The organism is Arenibacterium sp. CAU 1754 (assembly GCF_054482635.1).
Map to the genome: position 1 here is coordinate 1 of NZ_JBTLRG010000005.1, position 5,129 is coordinate 5,129.

At 61.0% G+C, this 5,129-nt stretch carries 4 protein-coding genes; 3 read left to right on the plus strand and 1 reads right to left on the minus strand.

Annotation, left to right across the window (positions count from 1 at the left end; genetic code table 11):
• Positions 1-72: 72 nt before the first annotated feature.
• Positions 73-1,424, minus strand: a protein-coding gene (locus tag ACXYMO_RS16575; RefSeq protein WP_458879847.1) for an IS3 family transposase whose coding sequence is annotated in 2 segments (ribosomal slippage) — positions 73-1,088 and positions 1,088-1,424 — 1,353 coding nt in all. Because the reading frame shifts where the segments join, the coding sequence is not laid out codon by codon here.
• Positions 1,425-1,668: 244 nt separating this feature from the next.
• Here ACXYMO_RS16575 and ACXYMO_RS16580 point away from each other — a divergent pair.
• The 3 genes from ACXYMO_RS16580 (at position 1,669) to ACXYMO_RS16590 (ending at position 5,060) form a co-directional block, all read left to right on the plus strand.
• Positions 1,669-2,253, plus strand: coding sequence for an ANTAR domain-containing response regulator (locus tag ACXYMO_RS16580; RefSeq protein WP_458879848.1), 585 nt, complete (start codon positions 1,669-1,671; stop codon positions 2,251-2,253).
• Positions 2,250-3,425, plus strand: coding sequence for an ABC transporter substrate-binding protein (locus ACXYMO_RS16585; RefSeq protein WP_458879849.1), 1,176 nt, complete (start codon positions 2,250-2,252; stop codon positions 3,423-3,425). Before ACXYMO_RS16580 ends, ACXYMO_RS16585 begins: the two co-directional genes overlap by 4 nt.
• A gap of 267 nt (positions 3,426-3,692) precedes the next feature.
• Entirely contained in the window at positions 3,693-5,060 is a 1,368-nt protein-coding gene (locus ACXYMO_RS16590) for a CmpA/NrtA family ABC transporter substrate-binding protein (protein WP_458879850.1), read from the plus strand.
• Positions 5,061-5,129 lie beyond the last annotated feature (69 nt).

Below are 5,129 nucleotides of genomic sequence, written 5' to 3' on the forward strand. Positions count from 1 at the left end.
TCCGTCGTCAGAGTTTTTGGGCCAGTTGGCGACCTGATCTAAGAGAGGGTCTGGCTCATCTGGTTGGTCTGATTATGCGGCGGATTTGCGGTGAAGCAAGCGCCGGGTTTCGATGGTCTCTCGTTTGATCCTTTCTCTTTGTTGCAGAATGATCTGGCCGCGCCCGAAGTAGACGTCGGCCGGCGTGAGGTTCTGCAGGCTCTCGTGGTAGCGCCGATGGTTGTAATGCTCGACGAAGGCGTCGATCTGTCGGTTGAGATCGCCAGGCAGGTAGTAGTTTTCCAGCAGGATGCGGTTCTTGAGGGTTTGGTGCCAGCGCTCGATCTTGCCCTGGGTCTGCGGATGATAGGGCGCACCGCGGACATGATCCATCTGCTGATCTTCGAGCCAATCGGCCAGCTCGCCCGAGATGTAGCTGGCCCCATTGTCGCTGAGCAGACGTGGCTTGTGCCGAACCATCGCCTGATCGCAGCCCGAGGCCTGCAACGCCAGGTCCAGCGTGTCGGTCACGTCGCCGGCCTGCATCGTCGTGCAGAGCTTCCAGGCGATGATGTAGCGGCTGTAGTCGTCGAGGATCGTCGAGAGATAGAACCAGCCCCAGCCGATGACCTTCAAGTAGGTAAAGTCGGTCTGCCAGAGCTGGTTTGGCCGTGTGGTCTTGTCCCGGAACTCGTCAGCAGCCGACAGAACCACATAGGCCGGGCTGGTAATAAGGTCGTAGGACTTGAGGATGCGATAAACCGAAGCCTCTGACACAAAATACTTTTCCGTGTCGGTGAACTGCACGGCCAACTCGCGCGGCGACAGCTCGCTTTCCTGCAGGGCGAGATCCTTGATCTTCTCGCGAACCGGCTCGGGAATGCGGTTCCAGACCCGCGATGGCCTGGGGCTACGATCCTCAAGCGCCTCGGGCCCGTCGGCCAGATACCTGTCATACCAGCGATAAAACGTGGTCCTGGGGATGCCGAGCTTGTCCAACGTGCGCCTGGTCGGCAGATGCGATCCTTCGACCAAGCGGATGATCTCAAGCTTCTCGGATGCGGGATACCTCATTCGTCGTCGCCCCCATCCGCGATCATGCTTTTTTTGAGCAGCCGCAGCTCCAAGGCCTGTTCCGCGACGACCTCCTTCAGATCGCGGGCCTCTCGGCGCAGATCCTTGACCTCGCTCGACGTCGCCGCACGCGCCGTGTCGCCTGCCAGACGCTTCTTCCCAGCCTCGAGGAATTCCTTGGACCAGCTGTAATACAGGCTCTGGGCAATGCCCTCACGCCGGCACAGCTCAGCAATGCTGTCCTCGCCCTTCAGGCCGTCCAGCACGATCCGGATCTTTTCCTCGGCCGAATACTGTTTGCGCGTGGCACGGCGGATGTCCTTGACGACTTTCTCGCCGTGGCCCTGCTTGGTTCCGGGTTTCTGTCTCATCTCCACTCCTTGGTGGTTACGATGAGCCAGAAACCCTCTCTTATCAAATCACCCTAACCTGTCCCATTGGTGCTGACGTCAGACAGTCTCGCCGAGGTGCCAGTTGGTCTGCCTGACGTCGTTTGCGACGAAACAACCAGTCGGTGCCTAAATTCTAGCCGTCTGCTGCATATTCTGGCCAAACGGACGAGGCAGGCCACCAAAACCCTTGCGGAATGTCCACTAAATCGCCATCCGACCTGCGATGGATACGAAACTCACAGTCGTTGTTGTCGAGGAAGATCGGGATCGCGCCATCGCGATTGTCGATGCCTTGAAGGACAGTGTGGACTGCGATGTTTTCGTCATCTCGGAGTCCAATGGCCTTGGGCGCAAGATCGCGGCCCATGCGCCGGACATCGTTTTGATCGACATCGACAACCCAACGCGCGACATGCTGGAAGAATTGACGCTTGCCTCTGGCCCTCTTGAGCGCCCGGTGGCGATGTTCGTCTCGGGCGCGGCGGGCGGTTTGGCGCAGGCTGCAATCGAGGCGGGCGTATCGGCCTATGTGGTCGATGGCTTGTCGCCCGAGCGCGTCAAGCCGGTGATGGATACCGCCATCGCGCGGTTTCGCATTGTGCGCCAGATGCGTAGCGAGCTGGCCGAGACACGACGCGCATTGGAAGAGCGAAAGGTGATCGACCGCGCCAAGGGGCTCTTGATGAAGGCAAAGGCAATCGACGAGGATGCCGCCTATGCCCTGTTGCGCAAGACGGCGATGGATCAGGGGCGGCGCGTTGCCGACGTGGCCGAGGCCCTGGTCACCGCATCAAGGCTTTTAGGATGAAGACGGTAGACGTCTCCGTGGCCTTCATGCCCTTGGTGGATGCGGCCCCGTTGATTGTTGCCCAGGAGATGGGATTTGCCGAAACCGAAGGCATTTCGCTTGATCTGATTGCCGCGCCGTCCTGGTCGTCGGTGCGGGATATGCTGGCTTTCGGCCGCGTCGATGCCGCGCATCTGTTATCGCCGGTTCCGGTGGCCATGGCGATGGGCCTTGGCGGGGTATCGACCCCCATTTCGGCGGTGTCGATCCTATCGGCCAACGGCAATGTTCTGGGGGTCGGGCGCGCGCTCGAGGCGACGCTGCGCGCCACCGGATACGGGTTTGATTTCACAGATCCGGTCAAGGCGGCTGCCGCGCTGGCCGCTGTGCGCGAGGGACCGATAACCTTTGGCGTGCCGTTCCCCTTTTCCATGCATGTGGAACTGTTGCGCTATTGGTGCGCTCAAACCGCACTTGGTGCAAACGGCATCGAGATTCGCACCGTGCCCCCGCCACTTATGGCCAAGGCCCTGGCCGCAGGCGATATCGATGCCTTCTGTGTTGGCGAGCCGTGGGGATCGGTCGCGGTGGATCAGGGTTCCGGCGCGCTATTGCTACCCGGCAATGCAATCTGGGAGTTCTCGCCAGAAAAGGTTTTGGCCGTGCGCACCGATTGGGCCGAGACCGAACCTGACCTTCTGGGCCGCCTGATGCGGGTCGTCTGGCGGGCCGGGCGGTGGCTTGGCAACCCCGACAGCCGCAGCGCCGCCGGGGAAATCCTGTCCCGCAAGGCCTATCTGGATGTCTCGGCGGAATTGATCGACCGGGCGCTATCGGGTCATTTGACGGTTTCGAGCGGCGGCGAGCAACGCAGGGTCACGCATTTCGTCGAGTTTCACGCCGGGGCGGCCACCTTTCCGTGGCGCAGCCAGGCCAAGTGGATCGCCCGTCAATTGCAGCAGCGGCACGGGGTAAGCGACGAGATATCGGTCGCGCAGGCGGCCCAGGTCTTTCGCAGCGACCTGCATCGCCGGCACCTGGAGTCCACGGGTGTGGACCTGCCCGGAGCGTCGGAAAAACTGGAAGGCGCGATTCGTCATGCGACGGCGGTGGCATCGACGAAAGGCGGGATCAGCTTGCTGCCCGACGCCTTTTTCGATGGCCAGATTTTTGATCCGTCCGAGTTCGAGTGATGAATTCTTAGGCAAATGCCGCCGCTCAGACGCCTTGTGGGGGTCCGATTCCAAGCTTTTCGCGATTCTTGACTTGCTAAAATGCTGCACTGCCGCATGATCTGGATATCAGCACACAACGAGGTGAGCTGATCAGGGTTTTCCCACTGACAGGGACTTCATGAGCAAGGCCGCTCGCGCACCGCTGTTTTTCGGCGGGCTGTGCAGTGGCCTTTTTTGCATTTGCCCGGTCCTTCTCCTCTTCCGGGCGCATCGAAAGGAAAAACGATGAAAAAGCTTCTTCTCGGGCTGGCCGCCTCAGCCGCGCTGGTTAGCCCCGCATTCGCCGAAATGCTGGAACTGGAAAAAGAAGAACTGACCTTTGGCTTCATCAAGCTGACGGATATGGCGCCGCTCGCCGTGGCCTATGAGCAGGGCTATTTCCTTGACGAAGGCCTGTTCGTGACGCTGGAAGCGCAGGCCAACTGGAAAGTGCTTCTGGATGGCGTGATCGGCGGGCAGCTGGACGGCGCGCACATGCTGGCCGGTCAGCCGCTGGCCGCGACCATCGGCTTTGGCACCGAGGCGCATATCATCACGCCGTTTTCCATGGACCTGAACGGCAATGGCATCACCGTCAGCAACGAGATTTGGGAAAAGATGCTGCCGCATATCCCGAAGATGGACGACGGCCGCCCGCAACACCCGATTTCCGCAGAGGCGCTGTCCCCGGTGGTTGAAGAGTACAAAGCCGCAGGCAAGCCATTCAACATGGGTATGGTCTTTCCGGTGTCGACGCACAATTACGAGCTGCGTTATTGGCTGGCCGCCGGTGGCCTGCACCCGGGCTACTATAGCGAACAGAACATCTCGGGTCAGATCGACGCCGATGTGTTCCTTTCAGTCACGCCGCCGCCGCAGATGCCCGCAACGCTTGAGGCCGGGACGATCCACGGCTACTGCGTGGGCGAGCCATGGAACCAGCAGGCGGTGTTCAAAGGTATCGGCGTTCCGGTGATCACCGATTACCAACTGTGGAAGAACAACCCCGAAAAGGTGTTTGGCATCACCGCCGGGTTTGCTGAGGAAAACCCCAACACCACGCTGGCCGTGACCAAGGCACTGATCCGCGCGGCGATGTGGCTGGATGAAAACGAAAACGCCAACCGCCCCGCGGCGGTCGAGATTCTCAGCCGCCCGGAATATGTCGGTGCCGACTACGAGGTGATCGCCAACTCGATGACCGGGTTCTTTGAATTCGAGAAGGGCGACAAGCGGGACATTCCCGACTTCAACGTCTTCTTCCGGCACAACGCGACCTACCCGTTCTATTCCGACGCCATCTGGTACCTGACCCAGATGCGCCGCTGGGGCCAGATTTCCGAGCCCAAGCCGGATAGCTGGTACGACGAGGTCGCCAAGTCGGTCTACAAGCCTGAAATCTACCTCGAAGCAGCCCGCATGCTGGTCGACGAAGGCTTGGCCAACGAAGAGGACTTCCCCTGGGATAGCGACGGCTACAAGGCGGCCACGCCCGCCGAGGATATCATTGACGGTATCCCCTACGACGGCCGTGCGCCCAATGCCTATCTCGACAGCTTGCCGATCGGACTGAAAAGCGAACAGCGCGTTGTCGGCACCGAGGTCAAAGGCTGACCAAAGCGGCGGGGGGGGGGGGGGGGGGGGGGGGGGGGGGGGGGGGGGGGGGGGGGGGGGGGAGGGGGG

Coding starts and splice junctions, on each gene's coding strand:
- ACXYMO_RS16580 (WP_458879848.1), top strand. CDS start 1,669: ATGGATACGAAACTCACAGTCGTTGTTGTCGAGGAAGATCGGGATCGC.
- ACXYMO_RS16590 (WP_458879850.1), top strand. CDS start 3,693: ATGAAAAAGCTTCTTCTCGGGCTGGCCGCCTCAGCCGCGCTGGTTAGC.
- ACXYMO_RS16585 (WP_458879849.1), top strand. CDS start 2,250: ATGAAGACGGTAGACGTCTCCGTGGCCTTCATGCCCTTGGTGGATGCG.